This window comes from Gorillibacterium massiliense, from assembly GCF_000455485.1.
GTDB classification, from domain to species: Bacteria; Bacillota; Bacilli; order Paenibacillales; family NBRC-103111; genus Gorillibacterium; species Gorillibacterium massiliense.
Genome location: NZ_CBQR020000036.1, coordinates 1 through 15,863, shown reverse-complemented (window position 1 = coordinate 15,863; position 15,863 = coordinate 1). Strand labels below are relative to the sequence as shown.

Below are 15,863 nucleotides of genomic sequence, written 5' to 3'. Positions count from 1 at the left end.
TTTCGTGATCCGAACCTATTTACCGCCTAGGTTTGTGTAGCCGATTATCCAAAAGAAGAAGCCCAACAGCCAACAGCGCAAAGAGAATCTGGTTTGCGGATAACCCGGCAAATATCGGCTCCCGGATTTCGTAGAGGTACCCTAGCAAAACGGATCCAATGCAATACCACAACCCCAGGTTAACGATTGTTTTCAACGGTGACTCAAACCGAAACCAAGCCCAGCCCGTTAGAACAGCATATAGAATGACCCCTAATGGGCGACTAAACCCCTCCGTGCCTTCCATCCCCCACAAAAGCGATGCCTCCGCCAAACGAAAAGACAAATAGGCTAACGTGCCTCCTTGAAGATAAGGTTTTACCAGATGCTGCTTGTATTTCAAACGTCGCCAAATATAAACAACTGCGAAGACATGAGCGAGCCAAAGCCCCTTTTCGCCACCGCTATAATATAGAAGAGACATCGGTCGGGAGAGGGTATAAACAGGGTGAAGCAACAGCAGACTAAACTTCCAGGTAAGAAATCCTAAGATAAATGAATTTATCAGTAGATCCGCTGCTTCGGTGCGTTCGTCCTTTCCGTGGAGCCGCAGATGGAATATCAAATACCCAAACGCCGCAGACAGAATTAAAACAAACAAGTCTGATCTTATCATCAATGGGCCTAGAGAGATGATGCTCATGTTCACCTTCCTTAACAATCAGATAATCCGGACTAGATGCATGATAAGAAAGCAGGGGCCGTTCACGGGCCTCTGCTCCATTATTGTTTATTTGGTTTTCTTGCCGGACCAAGCCGAAATGCCGCCTACCAGATGGGTGACCTCAGGGAACCCGCTTTTTAGCAGTTTCCTTGCCGCTTGCTTGCTGCGCATGCCGCTCTGACAGTACAGGAAGGTTTGTTTGTTCTGGGGAATCTCACTCACCCGCCCCACTAGCTGGGAAAGGGGAATGTTAATAGCCCCTGGAATATGTCCATGTTTAAATTCGTGAGGTTCTCTGACGTCCAAAAGCTGTTTGTCCCGGCTTTCATCCATCTTTTTGCGAAATGCCCCTTCGTTCAACTGATGCAAGCCTTTGATAGGCGCAAACTGCTTATACATCATCCAGATCAAAAATACACCGAGTACGATGTAGATAACATTAGAAGTGCTCATTCCTTTTTACTTTCCTCCATTCCTCAAGATGTAGCTTATCTTTAACGTCCCATAATCACCTTTCCGGGCCACATCGACATGCCACCCGGCATATTAACGACTTTATAGCCTAAGTCTGCAAGATACTCACAGGCATTCGAGCTGCGACCGCCGCTTAGACATACGACTACCATTTCTGTGTTTCGATCCAACACGTCATGCCGGTACGGCAACTGTCCAAGAGGAAGGTGACGGGCTCCTGGAATGTGTCCGGATACCCATTCTCCATCTTCTCTTATATCCAGGATGAATAGTTTTTCTCCATTATCAAGCCGTTCTGCAACTTCTGCTGGAGACCATTGACGAATAGTGCTCATTTGTTCAAACTCCCCTTCGAGATCTAATTAGATGTATTTCTGAATCATTTGTTTCAAATAGCTACCGGGACGGAGACCAACCACAGTCTCTACATCCTTACCGCCAGCAAATAGTTTCAGGGTAGGAATACCTTGTACCTTATATATAGAAGGCAGCATCGGGTTTTCATCTACATTGACTTTCGCGATCGTTACGGTATCACCCAACTCTTGTGACAAACGTTCCAATTCAGGTGCAATCATACGGCATGGACCGCACCATGGAGCCCAAAAATCAACTAATACGGGCTTATTCGCACGAAGGACATCCTGTTCGAACGTCCGATCAGTAACATTCACAATTGCCATCACAATTTCCCTCCAGTAGTATTATTCGAATACCCCATGGGGTATATTTAGAGTATAAATCTGCTTCTCATAAAAGTCAACGCGTCTGGTCTTTGCCTCTTTTTGACTATGTAGAATCATTGTGAAGGCTAGCAAAAAAAGAAAACAAAAAAACTGCCGGGTCATCGGCAGCTATCGTTACGTGTAATAAATTTTCTCATATATGCAATTACTGTTTGTTTATAACTACCCTAGGTATGATACTCGCATTAAAATCATCTGACCATGCACTAAATCTAATAGGTGCCGTCATTGCACCAATTATTTTGTAACCATCATTTTCTATACTTTTATAATCAATTTTATTCTTAGAACTCCTATCTGCTCCGTAAGAGAGATGGTATCCATCTGGCTTGTCAAAATAGGAATTCCCCCAAGTTGGGTCAGCAAAATGCCATTTACCCAATGTATAAAACTCCACCCAAGCATGCGACCCGGCAGATGAAGACCAATCAACCGATTTTTTCAAATCATTATAAACTAATCCTTCAATTACTCTTGCTGGAATACCCGAACTTCGAAGCATAGCTACTGTTAAATTTGCATAGTCATGGCAGATCCCTTTTCCTTCAGCCAAGACATCAGAAGCACTTATCATATCTTTGTTTATTTTCTCGTTGCCATCAAATTTGATTGATTTCGATACAAAAGATGAAATTTTTTTAGCTGTTAAATATTCATCATTCTTAACGACAAGCGGTAATGTTGCCTTAATGATGCTTTGATTATCGGCGTTTATAATCCCATTATGAGACAAATACTCTGCCTTATTATCCATAAGCCACGTATGTTCTCGGTTTAATAATGATGCTTTATATTTGATCTTTACTTCTTTTTCATTATTACTACCTCTCAATTCAGCGTGAAGGATTCTATAATCTTCTTTATCTTCAAAATAATAGACATCAACATTCTTAACTTCAATAGCTTCGATGCTTTGATAACCATAGCTAACTGGAAGTTCAACAGTCAAAAAAACACTTGAGCCTTTTGAAGATGTGACCCTATAGGTTTCGGTAACTTGAAATACTCTGGTCTTACTGGTTTTACTGATGTTACAAGCACTTAATGAAAGCATAATGATATTTGTTAAAATAAAAAATTTTATATAAACTTTCATCTCTTACCTCTTTCCGATAATATCTCATACATTAGAAGGAGATTGAATACTGTTTACTTTATGGTTTAGGACATTTCATCTAACGTTTGACATTCACGAAAGCGACCCAGCCTTAGATAGCTCTTATCTTAGGCTGGGTTGTGTGTTGTATGAGCTACTTGCAGTTATTCTTTTTCAAAATTATTAATTACTCGACTCGAATACAAACTTTACTCTCTCACTTTTACCCCACTTTTCTTTAATATCTTCATAGTAAACATCCGTATTATTATATATTATGTCTTTGTAAGTCTTAACTAAATGAGGGTAATGATTGTCGATGAAACGTTCCAACTCTAATGCTGGTCTAGTGTTTCGTTCTAATCTAACCTTATCTAAAAATACAGGGATGTCTTGATCTATTGCATTAATCATTAAATCTACATCTGTAATTCCAGGTAAAATCGGAGTAATAAATACCCATACAGTAATTCCCATTCGATGTAACTGATTTGCTGTCTGTATATTACTCATAAGAGTATAATCATCGACCTTACTCAACTGATGTAGGTTAGATAATCCTAAAAGTAAAGTAAAATTGTTTCCCATAGGTTTTATTACATCTATATCTCTAAAAATAAGTTTTGATCCGGCTTTAGTTGTAACCATGCATTTCAAATCTAACTTACTTAATTCAAGTAAACATTTTCTTGTTAATTGGTATTTCCGTTCTATCTCCATATAAGGATCACACTTACTACCCAAGTACACAATATCTTCTTTATTCCATTGAATAAGTTCTTTTTGCAAAACATCCGAAATATTGAGTTTAACATTCAAGTTAGTATTCCAAGTCTCATCGACTAATTGGAAACAATAAGGACATCCAATTGTACATCCATCGTACGGGTCTATAATCGGTATTGTCCCCCCATCCGGGGGATATTCATAAGTCATTGCACGATTAACAAATATTTCTTTGAGCATTTTTACCATCTCCATTCATCTTATAACAAGATGGTAAATTAATCCTCGAAAAAAATATAGACTTATAATTACTGATTTGATATGATGTTGAATAAGGTCTTGAAAAAAAACGACATACGAATCCATGGGTCATATATTGATCTATGGTTTTTTTATGTTTTCGATTGATTTCAGCTAGTGTTCCCGTATTCACGACGTTCAAGATTATCAACTAGAATTATTTGGCCCGATAAAATTCATACCTTCATCTCCCTGCTTCATTGACAACCTTCTTGCTTAAAATACTAATTTTTCCTTTCTTGTATTCACGAAACGCCCCAGCCTTAGATAACTCTCATCTTAGGCTGGGGCGTTTGTTGTCTGAGCTTCTTCCATGATTATACATCTTGCAACCAAGGTGCGTAAGTTCCGCAACGTGAATATCAATTACCTATATATTATGTTAACTTGAATTCATGATGCTTGATTTATGACGTCCGTCATCAGCGAAATTTTTGGATTACGCTAACATCTTCACAGTTCCAGCCATGTTTCGCGATAAGTCCCCAGCAATCTGGTCGTGAACCATCGATATCAGTGACATCATAGAACTCGGCAAGTTGATGGGCTGTTAATATGCTTCCCGAAAAACGCGAATTCTCCGGGTCGGCTACCAGTTTAGCAATGCCCCGAGCAACATATGTTGGCGACTCGGAGATCGCAAACCCAGGTGTGGTTTGACAAGCTTCCTGCCATCTTTGTTCGGTCACGCCGAAATTTTGAAGCATGGCTTCTGATCTAAGCCATCCTGGAGTGACTGCAAGAGGTGTCACGGGATAATGGGTTAATTCGTACGCAAGCCCTTTCACGATACGTCCTACGTTTGTTTTTACTAGGTCGTAATAAAATCCTACGTTTTGACGGAACTCCGTATTTGCTTCTGCAGTTCCATCGGTCATTTCAATTACGATCCCTTTTTCTCCCCGAAGCATTAATGGCAATGCATAGTAAAGAGTGATCAAATGCGTATCGATACCCATGCGCATCATTCTGAGTCCACCGTTCAAATCATGCTCCCACAGCCGTTTATCCCATTGAGCATACCGATCACCGCCAAAGATATCGTTAACTAATATGTCGAGACGATGGTGCCGATCGTCAATCTGTTGGATAAGGGAACGAACTTGTTCAGGGTCTAGATGATCAGTGCGGATACCAAGTCCCTCTCCCCCTACGCTTCGGATTAAATCTTCTGTCTCTTCAATTGTTTCGGGACGATCCATTTCTGAAGGACCCTCTTTGCGACTGCTTCGCCCTGTGGCATAAACAAAAGCTCCGGCTCGGGCGAGTTCAATTGCAATCGCTCGACCCGCACCTCGAGTTGCTCCAGCTACCAGTGCTATACGATTCTCCAAAATTTTTCCCATCCTTGATTTCATCCCCTTTTCTTAAGACCAATTGATTTTAGTGCATGGTTTATGAAGGAGAATGAGGGCGATTCTGCATAAGCCTATTCTTCAATTCAACGGCTATTTCCAATGACCGTATCGCTTCATTGAGCTCGATCACGGAATCGGCGTCTTTTTCAAAACAGTGAAGGGCATGCTCAATCGCTTTTTCATATGGATCTCCACCATTCGGGATAACCTTTTGTTTTCCAGCACCGGTATACTCATAAAATGTTTCTTCGAACCGGTCTCCCACAAATGCTCCGCTGTATTCGAGCTTGGCCTTCTCAAAATATGCCTGAAACCCTACCGTGAACGGATAGGACTCCGGCATATGGGATGAACCTGTCACCTCGGCAACCGTATCGCGATAGTTGAAAAATGCGCGAACTTGCGATTGACCCTCCTTCATCATCTCTCTGCCCCAGACGGTTAACCGCTCTGGGATTCCAAGTATCCATACGATGAAGTCTATGTCGTGAATCATGAGATTTGTTGAAATCGTAGAAAGCCCCAACTCCCCCCATATCGGTGGAGTTTCTCTTACAACCGAGAGGGATATCAGGTTTCCAAACGTTTGTTGCTTCACCGCATCGTAAAGATACTGGTAAGCAGGAGAGAACTTAATAAACTGATTGACCAAAATTCTTTTCTTGTACTGCTCTACAGCCAGATTCATGGCTTGTGCGTCCTCCAGGCTCAAACAAACCGGAGTCTCGCAAAATACATGCTTGCCGTTTTTTAACGCTTCAATAGAGTATTGGCGGTGCAGGTGAGATGGTAAGCAATTATCGACCACGTCGATACCGGGATCGTGTAGAATATCCTCAATGCATGTTGTGGTTTCAACACCAAGTTCCTTCTTCAGCTGAAGTAGCTTTTCTCTGTTCCTTCCGAATACGACGATATGGTCAACCCATTCCATCTTCGACAACACCTGAGCATGATAAGCTCCAAACCCCGTACCTAACACTCCTATTTTCATAAGTCACTCCCCCTTACGTGATCTGAATTCATCATAAACCAGTATTGTTGACATCTGTATGTCATTAATATAAAGATAGAGAATGACGACATTGGAATCTGGGGAGGCAGCGCAATGGGACTACATCGATTAATTGCCATTTTGTTGTTGATGGAATCCAGAGGGAGGATCAAAGCAAAAGACCTTGCCGATGCATTAGAAACCTCCGTGCGTACGATCTATAGAGACATTGATACCCTTGCAGAGGCAGGTATACCTATTGCGACAGAGACAGGTCCTTCTGGCGGAATTCGTCTGATGGAAGGTTACACGGTCAATCTTAAACAACTGCGCGGCGATGATGTCATCCATTTGTATTTGACAGGGATGGGCATTCATTCTGACGGGCATAGTGAATCGGGGTTAAAGTTAAAAAATGCCCTGCTCAAATTAGAAAAGAGCCTTCCGGAAGCTTATCAAACAGATATTCAGAAAGCGAAAGTCAGGTTTTATTTTGACGATACTCCGTGGTGGACAAAGCGTACGCCGATCACATGTCTCGAGACTTTAAGATCTGCGGTCTGGCATAGTAAAAAAGCAGTCATCCAATATCGCAAAATAAACGGCGAACAATCGGCGAGAATCGTACATCCATATGGTCTTGTGGTGAAAATGACTGATTGGTATCTGGTTGCTTTTTGTGAGAGGGCAGAAGCGATCCGAACCTTAAAATGCGAAAGAATCGAACAGGCCGAGCTGTTGAATGAGGAGTTTGCCATTCCCCCGGATTTCTCTTTGGAAGTCCATTGGAAGACCCAACGCAAAGAATTCATTAGTGTTCGCAAAGAACAGGAGCATTATCCGGTATTACTTAAGGTCAGGAAAGAAAAGACAGGCATTCTGAGCAAGTTGGAAGTGCTTTACTCCAAAGAGGAACAAGATAATGTTCTCGCTGCTGTCAACATGCACAGGTATGATCTTGCTTGCAATGAAGTCGGTTGGCTCATTGGGCAGGCCGAAATACTTGAACCAAAAGCACTCAGAGAGTATGTAAAAGAAGAATTAAGACAACTCGATAGGATGTACCGGGAAGAATGATTGATCCGACTTTTTCATAGCCCCAGTAGCGGATATAGGAAAAGATCCTGCACCTAATCTTATAATCAATAACAATGAATGGCGTGTGCAGTCGAAAACTATACCGTCATTCAATATCCCTCATCTATGTCATACTTAAAAGAAAAAGCCGCTCATTTCCCGGCAGGAAAACTGAGCGGCAATAGTATACGGTGTTATTATAAAGTCATTGCCTTCATTGCCCCGGCTCGTCCCGAACCGCAGCGTCGAATGCGATGATATTACTTTTTACAACTCAAAAAATATTGAATCATGCCGGCTACGTTTTCTTTTTTTTCTATTTCAAAGTAATCTTGAAGCATAACATCAAATTCTTGAGATGACATATTAAATTTATCAGGTCTACCTAAATGCTCTTCAATTAACATCGTAATTCGGAAGAGTGGGCTATCAAAGTTAGGAATATCAAGAACAAATTTTCCATATGCTTTTATGATTCGATGAGCTTCTACGATTGCTTTTTCAACAAAATCTTTTTCAAAATACTCAAGTATACCGACGCATGCGCCAATATCAAAGTAATTATCTTCAAAAGGCGTTTCATGTATACTTCCGCAAATTAATAGTCCTACAGACAATTTCTTTTTGTTAACAAACTCATTAAGGAGCTGGATGGTTTTGCTGCTTATATCAACCCCATGATATGTTGAGAGCCATTTATCATACCCATTAAACATTAGGTTTAAACAGCATCCAAGATCAATAAAATTCATATTTGTATCTGGAGATAGATAGTCCTTGATTTCCTTGCGTCCACTATCGGAAAGTTCGCCTTCTATTTTCAGCCTTTGAAACAAAGGGTAGTCGGGATGATTTGTGATATGCTCTGGTAAATCTTCGTATAAATCAATTCCCTTCCTCCCAAAATCAATAGCTTTATCGTACGATTTTGAAACTAATTCCAATTGGTTGTCCATTTTACTCCTCAATCTCCCATTACATTATTTCAGTATTATCCCTTCAATTGCACCTCTCCATTTTACCATAAAAGCCCATATTTTATAGAATGTTCGTTCGTATTTTTATAGGGTTTGCTGGAAATTCCATTACGTGCTTGCATTCCCGAGCACGAGAGGCTTAAAGCCGATTACGGCCAGGTCGAAGACTTAGCCTCGCAGTGTTGCCACTTCTTTGTAATACGCCTAGATAATGTTTTGCTCTTCTTTCAAGATTGCGTATTGATACGTATCCTGCCATATAGGCTGTCCACTTTCTGTTTTATTAAAATAAACTTCCTTCTTGAAAAAGCCTTCACGACGCATCAACAGACGTTCTAATAGTCTCCACGAGGGAGCGTTTTCAGGGTTGCATAAAGCCATTACTCTATGTGCACCTAATTCTTCAAAACCGATCTTCAACAACTTTTGGCAGGCCTCGGTCGCATAGCCTTTACCATAATACGCGGGGTTAAAAATGTATCCAATCTCCCACGTTAGAAACTCTTTCGGCTCTTTCTGCTCAAAATATACATGGCCAATCAGTTTATTTGTTTCTTTCAGGCAAACTGCCCAAAAATGATTACCCTGTGAACGTTCAGTAGCCATACGTTTACAGTCTTCTTCATTACTTACGGATCCAGGCTCATACTTAAGCACATTCTCTTGAGAAAGATATTCGTACAAATCTATCCAATCACTTGGGTCAAACTGACGGACTATAAGTCTTTCTGTTTCCATTATCATCGTTTTTTACCTTCCTCGATTTGATTAACTGGCTCTATCTTATATAAAGCGCACCAATGTTCCTTCAACTGTGTTTATCGTATGGTTTCTGTTCTTTTACAAGTTGCTGCTGAGTGTCACCGTCGAACATATGCTTAAGCAATTTCCGATAACGTTGTTGTATTCACGAAAACAGGAGGCTAAAGGCAGCTTGCTGCCGGGTGCCTCCGCCACTCGGTTTTACAGGGTAATCCGCCTGAATCGCTTCCTTGAAATGCAGTTGATGCCGTCTTCTAAAATCGTACAAGTGTTATTTCCATCCACCCCATATGGATATCTTATTACCATCAGGATCATATACATCAAAGAAATTCCCACAACCATCTGTTTCATTAATGCCTTCAATTCTTGCACCATTTGTTTTCATATTGTTATAAATTTCTTCTATGTTTGTGACTTCAAGTGTAATTGCTGACATTTCTGTCCCACCCACTTCAATATAGTTCAAGGTAGTTTTCTCCTTAGTCTTAATCAAAAATATCGCTTGATTCTCACCTATTCTTAATTGCACTTGATCCTCTGTCACTGGATTTCTTAGTTCGAGGCCTAGATTCTTCTGATACCATTCTGCAGACACATATGGGTTAGTGATGGGAATATAAACGCATTCAATCTGTTTTACTTTTGCTTTCATCTCTTTATCTCCCTTTCTTTTCGCATCAATTTCAGGTAAAGTTTGGCATTCACGAACTCGAAAGGCTTAAGATCGCGAACGCGACCAGGTGGCTTTGCAGAGTTGTCGCCTGAATCTACTTCTTTAATATTCTACTTTGCGACCGAAGATCCTCGGTAGAGGCCAGATGCGTGAATGTGGTTTTAATTGAAGTTAATGCCTCCATTGAAATTACTCAATAATGGTATCTAAAAACTTAATAGAAAGTTTAAGAATTTCTTCTTTATACAATTCCAGTAGTTTCTTCTTTTTAGTTTGTTCTTCTTCTGCCAAATTACTATATCGATAATTAATATCTTCAATTTCACTATCGTAACCTACATATAAAATCGGTATATATTCATTGCCTTTCTCAAACGATCGTAGCTGAGATATTTCAGCACATCCTGTTATAAGATCGTGAGACCCATCAACCATACGACTTACAATCCAAGTTACCCTTTCTTTGTTAATATCAACATGTTTCTCTTGATATAGATTTAGTATAAAATCTTCTAAATCTTTTTCAGTGTAGAGGCTATGAAAATTAAAAGATACAAAAAAATCATATGTATTATTACCTAGTTGCGACAAAAAATTATTGTCATAGACCCATTGTTCAAAATCAACTAATACATTTTCTTCTTTACTTAAGAACTTCATGAAAAAATCAGTTACTTCGTCTGGAAAGAAGAACAAGGATTTTTTGCACCTCACTTGCATTAATTTCAATTAACGTTCTTGTATTCAAGAACCCTCACCGGCTTAAGGACTGTAAATGCCCGGGTCGCAATGCGGTTAGTTAGTCCTGAGTTGTCGCCTGTTTCTGGCTTCCCCGAAAACCATCTGGCGACCCAAGGGGCCGTCTGGCCCCACCGCGTGAATGCTGTCTTATCTGAAGTGCCCTCTTCATTGAAACATCCAATCAGTCTCTTTATTTCTTAGGATTAATTCAAGGCTTCTCTTCGTAGAAAAACCATCAAAATGAGTATGTCCTTCACCTGTTTCAATAAGTGACTTGCATATGACTTTAGCGAGTCTTAATCCAAGAAGGTTGCAACTCATTGATATTAATTGACCTTCAGACCTTATTGAATATAGATCATTAAGTTTCCATGATTCATTTAATCTATCAATTGCCATTTCAGCATTAATTTCTAGACAATATTTTTTAGGCTTCTTTAATTTACTTGCCTGTCTTTTGATTTCAAATAAATCCTTAAATGATAACGGATTACTAGTTCCGTGAAAGAAAACAAAATCAAAATCTTTATCCGAAGATCCTACTAGATATATCACTAAGTTTGTTTCTTTCTGAACTAGATTAAATAGAGCGCCTAATGTAAAGAGGGCTTTATTATCACCATATAGATTAATTTGTGTTTCAGGATAAACAGAGTTTTCTATTCCAATGTCACTTTGATTTAGGAATATCGCTGAAACGAATTTATCGTTAATTTGTGTAACCATCGTTTCAATATCTATAAAAATCACCTCTTATAATTAAGAATTTAGGGCATTTCATCTAACGTTCTTGTATTCACGAACCCGAGAGGCTTAAGGTCCGCCAGGACCGGGTGGCTCCGCCACTTAATCTCGCAGGGTTGTCTGCCTGAATCTACATCACCGAAATACCTCTGGCAGATCAAGGTCGGCGTAGCCGGCCGCAGCGGGAATATGGTGTAATCTGACCATCTACTTCACCGAGAAAACTTACAAAGAATATGATCTAGAAAGGATCCCCATTTTCTTTTAGACGTATTAAATTAATTAATTTTCTTCTAAGGTTGTCTACGACTTTCATAGCATTGTTAAGCTCTACATACTCTGATAAATCATAGGGTTCAAGAAATCTATATTTCGGAAACCATTCAAAAAAAGACTTGTTTAACCAAACTTTTAATTTATATCTTTCCAATGCATCTCCTAATCTGCTATCAATTCCACCTGAAGCTAACCCGATGATAAAGGACTCATAAACATCAAAATCCGCATTTATACTCTCATTCGGAACATATCTTAAGAACATCTCTTCAAAATCTTTTTGTAGTCTAATAATATCCAGATAAAGTGATATACATAAATACTCTTTAGAGTAAATTTCCGAAATTTCGTTTTTCAACCTATTAATAGCAATTGTAAGAATAAGCATCACCTATTTGAATATTGACTTAACACAGTACTGAGACGGTTTCATATAACGTTCTCGGATTCATGATGTCCAGGAAAGGGATGTGTTGCCTGAGTTTGTTTCTCCGAAATGCCTCGCGGCAACCGAGGGACGGAAAAGCCGGCCCGATGCTGGAATGCATTGTTGAAGTTCTCAACTTCTTCTGAATACGCTATTACGTTCTAAATCTTATATCCTGTTACATAATTACTCCATTCAGATAAGTTCTTTAACCAACAATCCAAACCTTCGTATGGACCAACATAAACAACTCGATCATTATTTATTAGTACCTGCATATCATTGTCTTGATCCCAAGCACATTTAAAATATAGATTTATCGCTGGAATATACCAATAATCTGGTTGATCAATTTGTAATGATACAGGTTTCATATAATTCAGTATATCTCTTAAAGAGATAATCTTATGCAGCCCATCAATAAACTCAACATCACAATAATTTTTCATGACATCTTTACAATAATCAAGCGAGTAAGTACAAATAGATAGAATAATCTCTTCACTCAAATTATTAAGATATTCGACACACAAGTTAATGTATTCATTTGGGATATCGTCATCAACTTCCAATCCAATGTACGTTTCATACAATGAAAAATATACTTCATCTCTGGCATTACATGTATTAGAATTATTTGATTCCATCTTCGAACATCTCCATTCAATTTATAGTTATTCGAGAATTTCACCTAACGTTGCTGTATTCACGAGCCCGAGAGGCTTAAGCGAACATAGTGAGCGGGTGGCTCCGCCACTTAGCCTCACAAGGTTGTCTGTCTGAATCATCTTCCTCGAAAATCCTCGGGCAGACCAAGTTCGGCGTAGCCGGCTACGGTGGGAATACGGTGTTATAAGAAGTTGGGGCCTTTCTCGAGTTGCAGTTCTAAATCTTTGCATGCTTCTTGAATTACAATTTCCAAGTCCATTAGCCATTCACTATACTCATTTAAGTTTTGTTTGTGTGGTTCTTTTCGTAATTCCTTTGATCTCTTTAAATGCTTTGTCCAACTACTTTCAATATTAGCGATACCCCAATCAGCTGCTTGACTCTTTGATAGTATTCTTCCTTCTCGTAACCAACAAATAAATTTCGAAGTTAGCAATAACCAATCTATTGAATGTAATCTACCGCCTTTTCCATGCAACTTCATCGAACTAATGAATTGACTTATAAATCCCCTTATTTCATCACACCCTATTTCCGGTAATAATTTCCTATCAAAATTGCCATGTATACAAATACCTTCATGTTTAATTGCATATAAAGTAAATTGATCAAGTTGATTCGTTTCCCAGATCCTTTCACTTCTTGAACCCCACCATAATGCAACACCTTCTTCTCCAGCAGTTATCATTGATATTGGTAAGAAGGCGCCTTCAAGCATACTTGCGTAAGTGCCATATTCCCCTAACTTTAATTCGCTTCTTCTCGAGATTAGAGTAGAGACAGTACTTTCATCCAAGTTGTTTCTTACGATAACAAGAAAATCTAAATCACCATAGCCTGGACAAAGGTCATTATATAAAGCTGAACCGTAAATATAGACACTATCTAGTTGATCATTTAAATCATTCTGTAACATGCATATGAAATTTCTAAGAGTTTCAACTAATTTATCGTCTTGAAAAGAATACTTCTTCATAAGAATTTTCCTCATTCTATTTTATTTAAAAACGCACCAATTCCATCTAACGTTGTTGTATTCCCGAATCCCCAGAGGCTTAAGGTCCGCTAGGACCGGGTGGCTCCGCCACTTAGACTCGCAGGGTTGTCTGCTGATTCTGCCTCATAGAACAACATCTGCAGACCTAGGGCCGTCAGGCCCGCTGCGTGAATACTGTGTTAGATGATGGAACTTGGCATCTTCGGTCATACTAGACAGCTATCTTTAAACAATATCTTTTTCCTTGAGTGATTTCTTCATGTGTAAAAATTATTGACCACTTTAAAGACTCATCAAAAATATAAATGTCTTCAGGTAAAAGCTCTAGATTATTAATGAGCTTTTCTTTATCCAGTCTAATAATATCTGCCTTGTTAAAAATCCAATAATTATCAATGAAAATTCGTTCTTTCGAATGAATATCCCACATCACAAGGATCGGAGTAATCGGAAGTTCATTTATTAAATTTTCAAAATCATCGGGGCGCTTTTGATTTAAGCAATCCCATAAATATCCTATATAACAAAAGCCATCTGAAAATAAATAAAGTTTCTCTATGTTATCAATGTACTGTTTACTATTTGTATTAATAAAACAATCCAAATAAGACTTTCTAAAAGTCTCTGCTTCAATCGGATTAATAACTTCCACTTGATCTTTAAAATCATTTATATGATTTGACATTTGAGATCCTCGATTTCATTAATATCTCTTCAAGTTCTTTCATCTAACGTTGTTGTGTTCACGAACCCGAGAGGCTTAAGGTCCATTAGGGCCGGGTGGCTCCGCCTCTTAGCCTTGCAGGGTTGTCTGCCTGACTCATCTTCACCGAAAAACTTCGGGCAGACCAAGGGCCGCTAGGCCCGCAGACGGGAAAACGGTATTATATGAAGTGACCGACTTCTTGAATTACATAAATAAGATCTTCATTCAGTTTCTTTAATCAGTATTTTCCCTTTAATTTCAGTTGCATCCTCATTCGAAATATCTACTAATATCCCTATCTGATCTAATCGTCTGTTTTCATAGTCGCTTCCATAATTAAGCATTTCAATTGAATTAACGTATAGCTTTTTCTCTTTATTGTCCTTCACGATTAATGTCTCTCCAACTCTTAATAATGCTTTAGGATCATTAATTACTCCCCCTAGTACATAGCCTCTTCCAGTGATCTTAAAGACATCTTCTATAAAAAATTCAAACATTCAATCACCCCGATGATTTTGTCGTTATTCAAGCTCTCGGCCATTTCATCTAACGTTGTTGTATTCCCAAACCCGAGAGGTTTAAGGCCGTCAGGCCGGTGGCTTGCCACTTAGCCTCGCAGGGTTGCCTGCATGAATCACTCCATCGAAAAACCTCGTGTAGACCAAGGACGGCGTAACCGGCCGCAGTGGGAATATGCTGTTAGGTGAAGTCGACTGCTTCTTGAATTATTCCAAAATACTCTTCTATAATTCGTACTTAATTATTACTTCTATTGTACTTCCAATGTGTTCTTTACGTTTTTCAACTGTTTTTAATTGATTAGTTCGAGCATATTTCTCAAAAAAGCTCTGGCTTGCATTATTATTTTCTGATATGGATAATTCCATAAACCTATATCCTATCTCTCTTGCACTTTGCAATATTGAATCCAATAATAAGAATGCAATTCCTTGGTTTCGATATTCTTTATGCACACATATCTGCCAAATAAATAAAGATTTATTATCTACGCTTGGCATTCCACTAATAAAACCAATTAATTCACTGTCATGTTCCATGACTTTACACGTCGATGTATAATAGTTTTCAAGCATCCAGTACACATATAGGTTGTGCGGTGCAACATATGGCCCACATTGCTCCACTAGTCTAAGTACTCTACTTGATTCACCCTTATTAATATTTCTAACATCCACGAAAATTCCCCCATCTATAAGATCTTCATTGAATTTCCAATAATATTATCAGTAGTCGATTTCATATAACGTTGTTGTATTTCCGAACCCGAGAGGCTTAAGGCACGTCAGTGCCGGGTGGCTCCGCCACTTAGTCTCGCAGGGTTGTCTGCCTGATCCTCTTCACCGAATAACCTCGGGCCGACCAAAGAGCGTTAGCTCCGTAGCGGGAATAA

Annotated in this window: 20 protein-coding genes; 1 reads left to right on the top strand and 19 read right to left on the bottom strand. The window is 39.2% G+C overall.

The genetic code is table 11. The features are described 5' to 3' along the window. Nucleotides 1-19: 19 nt before the first annotated feature. The 8 genes from TJ79_RS03840 to TJ79_RS03805 form a co-directional block, all read right to left on the bottom strand. A complete protein-coding gene (locus TJ79_RS03840) occupies nt 20-682 on the bottom strand; it encodes a hypothetical protein (RefSeq protein WP_040948974.1) in 663 nt (220 codons plus the stop codon). Nucleotides 683-769: 87 nt separating this feature from the next. Continuing rightward, the gene (locus TJ79_RS03835) at nt 770-1,156 is read right to left on the bottom strand and encodes a rhodanese-like domain-containing protein (RefSeq protein ID WP_040948973.1); all 387 of its coding nucleotides are present in this window, start codon (nt 1,154-1,156) and stop codon (nt 770-772) included. 41 nt (nt 1,157-1,197) lie between these two features. After that, on the bottom strand, nt 1,198-1,512 hold the full coding sequence (locus tag TJ79_RS03830; RefSeq protein ID WP_040948972.1) for a rhodanese-like domain-containing protein: 315 nt from the start codon (nt 1,510-1,512) through the stop codon (nt 1,198-1,200). A gap of 27 nt (nt 1,513-1,539) precedes the next feature. Further along, the gene (trxA, locus tag TJ79_RS03825) at nt 1,540-1,860 is read right to left on the bottom strand and encodes a thioredoxin (RefSeq protein ID WP_040948971.1); all 321 of its coding nucleotides are present in this window, start codon (nt 1,858-1,860) and stop codon (nt 1,540-1,542) included. Between the two features lie 208 nt (nt 1,861-2,068). Then, nucleotides 2,069-3,019 (bottom strand): transglutaminase-like domain-containing protein, encoded by a 951-nt coding sequence (locus TJ79_RS03820; RefSeq protein WP_040948970.1) that lies wholly within the window; start codon nt 3,017-3,019, stop codon nt 2,069-2,071. Between the two features lie 183 nt (nt 3,020-3,202). After that, complete coding sequence (locus TJ79_RS25665; protein WP_052339229.1) at nt 3,203-3,985, bottom strand: SPL family radical SAM protein; 783 nt, start codon at nt 3,983-3,985, stop codon at nt 3,203-3,205. Between the two features lie 482 nt (nt 3,986-4,467). Next, nucleotides 4,468-5,391: an SDR family oxidoreductase gene (locus TJ79_RS03810; protein ID WP_052339228.1), complete on the bottom strand. Its 924-nt coding sequence runs from the start codon at nt 5,389-5,391 to the stop codon at nt 4,468-4,470. 49 nt (nt 5,392-5,440) lie between these two features. Further along, nucleotides 5,441-6,397 carry a Gfo/Idh/MocA family protein gene (locus TJ79_RS03805; protein ID WP_040948969.1) on the bottom strand — a complete coding sequence of 319 codons (957 nt, stop codon included), beginning with the start codon at nt 6,395-6,397 and terminating at the stop codon, nt 5,441-5,443. Between the two features lie 114 nt (nt 6,398-6,511). Between TJ79_RS03805 and TJ79_RS03800 the strand changes: the two genes are divergently transcribed. After that, entirely contained in the window at nt 6,512-7,474 is a 963-nt protein-coding gene (locus TJ79_RS03800) for a helix-turn-helix transcriptional regulator (RefSeq protein WP_040948968.1), read from the top strand. Nucleotides 7,475-7,734: 260 nt separating this feature from the next. On the opposite strand, the gene TJ79_RS03795 is transcribed toward TJ79_RS03800, so the two are convergent. The 11 genes from TJ79_RS03795 to TJ79_RS03745 all read right to left on the bottom strand — a co-directional run bounded on the left by TJ79_RS03795 (nt 7,735) and on the right by TJ79_RS03745 (nt 15,648). After that, nucleotides 7,735-8,430 (bottom strand): class I SAM-dependent methyltransferase, encoded by a 696-nt coding sequence (locus tag TJ79_RS03795; protein WP_040948967.1) that lies wholly within the window; start codon nt 8,428-8,430, stop codon nt 7,735-7,737. Nucleotides 8,431-8,655: 225 nt separating this feature from the next. Continuing rightward, nucleotides 8,656-9,195 (bottom strand): GNAT family N-acetyltransferase, encoded by a 540-nt coding sequence (locus TJ79_RS03790; RefSeq protein WP_081756682.1) that lies wholly within the window; start codon nt 9,193-9,195, stop codon nt 8,656-8,658. Between the two features lie 289 nt (nt 9,196-9,484). Continuing rightward, nucleotides 9,485-9,868, bottom strand: a complete 384-nt coding sequence (locus TJ79_RS25660) for a VOC family protein (RefSeq protein ID WP_052339227.1) — start codon at nt 9,866-9,868, stop codon at nt 9,485-9,487. A 210-nt stretch (nt 9,869-10,078) separates the two neighbouring features. Continuing rightward, nucleotides 10,079-10,549 (bottom strand): hypothetical protein, encoded by a 471-nt coding sequence (locus TJ79_RS03780; RefSeq protein WP_155987764.1) that lies wholly within the window; start codon nt 10,547-10,549, stop codon nt 10,079-10,081. Between the two features lie 246 nt (nt 10,550-10,795). Further along, nucleotides 10,796-11,356: a hypothetical protein gene (locus TJ79_RS03775; RefSeq protein WP_040948965.1), complete on the bottom strand. Its 561-nt coding sequence runs from the start codon at nt 11,354-11,356 to the stop codon at nt 10,796-10,798. 259 nt (nt 11,357-11,615) lie between these two features. Further along, complete coding sequence (locus TJ79_RS03770) at nt 11,616-12,008, bottom strand: YxiJ family protein (protein WP_040948964.1); 393 nt, start codon at nt 12,006-12,008, stop codon at nt 11,616-11,618. A 230-nt stretch (nt 12,009-12,238) separates the two neighbouring features. Then, the gene (locus tag TJ79_RS03765) at nt 12,239-12,724 is read right to left on the bottom strand and encodes a DUF6985 domain-containing protein (protein WP_040948963.1); all 486 of its coding nucleotides are present in this window, start codon (nt 12,722-12,724) and stop codon (nt 12,239-12,241) included. Nucleotides 12,725-12,927: 203 nt separating this feature from the next. Next, nucleotides 12,928-13,722, bottom strand: a complete 795-nt coding sequence (locus TJ79_RS03760) for an aminoglycoside adenylyltransferase domain-containing protein (RefSeq protein ID WP_040948962.1) — start codon at nt 13,720-13,722, stop codon at nt 12,928-12,930. Nucleotides 13,723-13,954: 232 nt separating this feature from the next. After that, nucleotides 13,955-14,428, bottom strand: coding sequence for a hypothetical protein (locus TJ79_RS03755; protein WP_040948961.1), 474 nt, complete (start codon nt 14,426-14,428; stop codon nt 13,955-13,957). Nucleotides 14,429-14,670: 242 nt separating this feature from the next. Then, on the bottom strand, nt 14,671-14,949 hold the full coding sequence (locus TJ79_RS03750; protein WP_040948960.1) for a hypothetical protein: 279 nt from the start codon (nt 14,947-14,949) through the stop codon (nt 14,671-14,673). A 246-nt stretch (nt 14,950-15,195) separates the two neighbouring features. Further along, nucleotides 15,196-15,648, bottom strand: a complete 453-nt coding sequence (locus TJ79_RS03745) for a GNAT family N-acetyltransferase (protein WP_040948959.1) — start codon at nt 15,646-15,648, stop codon at nt 15,196-15,198. Nucleotides 15,649-15,863 lie beyond the last annotated feature (215 nt).

What these genes read in the sequence shown, in the direction of transcription:
- TJ79_RS03840 (WP_040948974.1), bottom strand. Translation starts at nt 682, where the DNA reads ATGAGCATCATCTCTCTAGGCCCATTGATGATAAGATCAGACTTGTTT.
- TJ79_RS03835 (WP_040948973.1), bottom strand. Translation starts at nt 1,156, where the DNA reads ATGAGCACTTCTAATGTTATCTACATCGTACTCGGTGTATTTTTGATC.
- TJ79_RS03830 (WP_040948972.1), bottom strand. Translation starts at nt 1,512, where the DNA reads ATGAGCACTATTCGTCAATGGTCTCCAGCAGAAGTTGCAGAACGGCTT.
- trxA (WP_040948971.1), bottom strand. Translation starts at nt 1,860, where the DNA reads ATGGCAATTGTGAATGTTACTGATCGGACGTTCGAACAGGATGTCCTT.
- TJ79_RS03820 (WP_040948970.1), bottom strand. Translation starts at nt 3,019, where the DNA reads ATGAAAGTTTATATAAAATTTTTTATTTTAACAAATATCATTATGCTT.
- TJ79_RS25665 (WP_052339229.1), bottom strand. Translation starts at nt 3,985, where the DNA reads ATGCTCAAAGAAATATTTGTTAATCGTGCAATGACTTATGAATATCCC.
- TJ79_RS03810 (WP_052339228.1), bottom strand. Translation starts at nt 5,391, where the DNA reads ATGGGAAAAATTTTGGAGAATCGTATAGCACTGGTAGCTGGAGCAACT.
- TJ79_RS03805 (WP_040948969.1), bottom strand. Translation starts at nt 6,397, where the DNA reads ATGAAAATAGGAGTGTTAGGTACGGGGTTTGGAGCTTATCATGCTCAG.
- TJ79_RS03800 (WP_040948968.1), top strand. Translation starts at nt 6,512, where the DNA reads ATGGGACTACATCGATTAATTGCCATTTTGTTGTTGATGGAATCCAGA.
- TJ79_RS03795 (WP_040948967.1), bottom strand. Translation starts at nt 8,430, where the DNA reads ATGGACAACCAATTGGAATTAGTTTCAAAATCGTACGATAAAGCTATT.
- TJ79_RS03790 (WP_081756682.1), bottom strand. Translation starts at nt 9,195, where the DNA reads ATGATAATGGAAACAGAAAGACTTATAGTCCGTCAGTTTGACCCAAGT.
- TJ79_RS25660 (WP_052339227.1), bottom strand. Translation starts at nt 9,868, where the DNA reads ATGAAAGCAAAAGTAAAACAGATTGAATGCGTTTATATTCCCATCACT.
- TJ79_RS03780 (WP_155987764.1), bottom strand. Translation starts at nt 10,549, where the DNA reads ATGAAGTTCTTAAGTAAAGAAGAAAATGTATTAGTTGATTTTGAACAA.
- TJ79_RS03775 (WP_040948965.1), bottom strand. Translation starts at nt 11,356, where the DNA reads ATGGTTACACAAATTAACGATAAATTCGTTTCAGCGATATTCCTAAAT.
- TJ79_RS03765 (WP_040948963.1), bottom strand. Translation starts at nt 12,724, where the DNA reads ATGGAATCAAATAATTCTAATACATGTAATGCCAGAGATGAAGTATAT.
- TJ79_RS03760 (WP_040948962.1), bottom strand. Translation starts at nt 13,722, where the DNA reads ATGAAGAAGTATTCTTTTCAAGACGATAAATTAGTTGAAACTCTTAGA.
- TJ79_RS03755 (WP_040948961.1), bottom strand. Translation starts at nt 14,428, where the DNA reads ATGTCAAATCATATAAATGATTTTAAAGATCAAGTGGAAGTTATTAAT.
- TJ79_RS03750 (WP_040948960.1), bottom strand. Translation starts at nt 14,949, where the DNA reads ATGTTTGAATTTTTTATAGAAGATGTCTTTAAGATCACTGGAAGAGGC.